We start from the raw sequence: 2,752 nt of genomic DNA, 5'->3' as shown, positions 1-2,752 counted from the left end.
GTTTGAGGTGTTTGTGGTGACGGATGCGTCGGGCACGTTCAATACCACCGTGCAGCAAGCGGCGTGGAGCCGGATGACCCAGGCCGGCGCGCAGTTGATGAACTGGTTCTCGGTGGCGTGTGAGTTGCACCGCGACTGGCGCAACGATATCGACGGCTTGGGCAACCTGTTGTCCCAGCGCATTCCTAACTACCGCAACTTGATGAATGGGTATGCGGCGCTGACCGCCCAGCAGAAGTAAGTAAGCCGCATGTGACGATAAGCCTGCCCTGAAAAGCAGGCTTTTTCAGCTCGTTACTTATCCAGCCAACAACCGCTCAACGGCCAACTCCAGTTTCGCCACTGCTTCCATTCGTTTTGCAGCGGGGTGATGCCCGAGCCTGCGCGCCAGGGCGGTTATTGCGTCTACACGGCGAAGAGTGTGGAGCTGCTGGCGTTTATCAAGTGTGCCCAGCAGCTGGGGTTCGGGCTCAAAGAGTTGCAAGCGATCTTGCAGGGGCATGGCGGTGATGCGCCTCCTTGGGACCGAGCCGCCCAGGCCATCGCCGACAAGAAACGCGCGTTAGCTGCGCAAATCGCCGAGTTGCAGCGGATGGAGCCGGGCTGAATGCGTTTGAAACCCAACTGAAAGACGCTCAAGGGCGCTGTTCGTCAATCAGTAGCGTCGCTATCTGAAGTGATCCGGGGGCACAAGTCGGCACCGAAAATTATCCGCCCATTGTAAGCGCAATCTGATTTTTCAAACCGCTCATCCAGCCGCCTTTCGCTGCGGCAGACTCCGACGCCTTGCCTTCTGCCGAGACGTCATGGATGACCCACACAGCCCACATCACCTCGATCGAATATGAGCTGGATACTTTCCATCAGAGCCTGATGATTTATCGCCAGCAACTGGGTGCCTGGTATTCCCGAGCACTGGATTCGGTGAGCCATGCCGCGGACATGCCGTCGTTGCTGGAGATGGACCGGGTGTTGCGGGCTGGGGATTCGCAGCGGTCGGTGAGCCTTACCGACGAGAATTTCTCTACCGTGGCTCGTTGCCCAGTGGGTGGCGTGCTTAAGATCCGGAGCAGGTTCGAGTCCCTGTATGACGTGCCGATTGGCGACATCCCCGTTGAGGTGACCCGCCTGGATGACGGTAGCTCAGCCGTGATCATGCTCGATGAGCACGGCGAGGGTTCGCACTATTGCGCCGCTGGCGGGCGCTATCAAGTTCGGGTTCAAGGCGGTGTTTCGGCGCAGCAAGTGGATGCCTTGTTTGCCTCTTATGCCGGGCTGACAGCAGACCTGGAGCAATGGCTGCGCGATCAGTGGAAGGACTTCAAGCCGCGTTGGCAGCAATCCACGGCCAGTGCGATTGGCCGCGGCGTACTGGCGGGCAGTTGGGCGGCGATTCGCGATGTTTGGGACAGCATTAAGCTGGTGCAGTCGATCCTTGAAGATCCATTGCAGTACGTAGAGCACCTGGGCGCCCAAGCCGCCAAGTTGGCGCAGATCGCCACCGATGCCCCAAAAATCATGGAACAAGCGATGTTGCTGGCCAGTGATGAGGCGGCGCTGTTCCTTCTGGTGCGCACCGCGTTGGTCTGGCTGGACGCATTGCCCCCGGGCCAGACCGCTCAAGTGGCCGCAGGGTTAGTCGTGTCGCTGCTGATTGATCTGGTGATTGGCGCGGTGCTGACCATCGCCTTGCAGGCGGCGGGTGTGGCGTATTTGAGCTTGCGGCTGGTCAAGTATGGCGCTCGGATTGTTGAGGCCGCGATTGGCTTCGTACAGAGCATGCTGGCAATTCTGACTAAGTTTATGCAGGCGGTGGATCGCTATAAGGCAGTGGCGGTTCGAGGGGTGGTCGGCGAGCTGAAACAGGGCACCCTGCAGATGCGCTGGAAGGCTCGGCAGAACGCGGTGCTGCTGCAGAAAGAGCATGTGGACGATGTGCCGGGCCCGGCTAAAAATCCGGCCGGGGATGCTGCGGCTTCTGCGGATAAAACCGTTACCAACGGTTGCCCGGTGTCGATGGTCACCGGTGAGGAACTGCTGACCCTGACTGATGGCACGTTGGATGGCATCTTGCCGTTTGAGTGGACGCGCTTGTATCGCACCAGCGCGGTGGAGGTGGATTGCGGGCTGGGGTTTGGCTGGAGTCATGCGCTGGCGCACAGGCTTTCCGTGTCGGGCGATTCGGTGGTGTGGACAGACCATGAGAATCGCTCGACCACCCTGCCCTTGCCGACGGTGGCTCGGCCGGCGATTACCAATAGCCTGGCGGAAGCGGCGATTTATTTGGGGTCTGCGCCGGATGAGTTGGTGCTGGCCCAAGCCTCACGGTTCTACCACTTTTGCGACGGTGTGCTGACGGCGATCAGCGATGCGTACGACAACCGCTTGCGCATTTGCCGTGATCGGTTGGGGCGGATTGAGCGGCTGGATAACGGTGCGGGGCGTTCGCTTTTATTGCGATATGAATTCGACCGCATTGTGGCGGTGGACTATCAAATCCATCGCGCCAAAGGCCATGAGCCTTTCGTGTGGGTGACCGAGCAGAACGTCGTTTCCTACACCTATGACGACGCCGGACGACTGGCGTCGGCGACCAATGCCATCGGTGAAAGCGAGCGTTATCGGTACGACGATCAGCACGTCATTCTCGAGCGGCAACTGGCCGGTGGGGCGAGTTTCTTCTGGGCGTGGGAACGCGCCGGCAAAGCGGCGCGCTGTGTCCGGCACTGGGCCAGTTTCTCGCAGATGGACA

At 60.0% G+C, this 2,752-nt stretch carries 2 protein-coding genes and 1 pseudogene; all 3 read left to right on the top strand.

Features of this window, described 5'->3' with window-relative positions:
* A pseudogene (locus Q1V60_RS13585) lies at positions 1–241 on the top strand (hydrolase); the annotation flags it as partial.
* Between the two features lie 129 nt (positions 242–370).
* A complete protein-coding gene (locus Q1V60_RS13580) occupies positions 371–607 on the top strand; it encodes a MerR family DNA-binding protein (RefSeq protein ID WP_300631141.1) in 237 nt (78 codons plus the stop codon).
* Between the two features lie 203 nt (positions 608–810).
* A partial coding sequence (locus tag Q1V60_RS13575; protein ID WP_300631139.1) for an RHS repeat domain-containing protein occupies positions 811–2,752 on the top strand: 1,942 nt, incomplete at its 3' end.

This window comes from Pseudomonas sp. (genome assembly GCF_030147005.1).
GTDB lineage: Bacteria > Pseudomonadota > Gammaproteobacteria > Pseudomonadales > Pseudomonadaceae > Aquipseudomonas.
Note: the sequence above shows the minus strand (reverse complement) of the source record. Positions and strands in the feature narration are given on the sequence as shown.

Coding starts and splice junctions, on each gene's coding strand:
- Q1V60_RS13580 (WP_300631141.1), top strand. CDS start 371: ATGCCCGAGCCTGCGCGCCAGGGCGGTTATTGCGTCTACACGGCGAAG.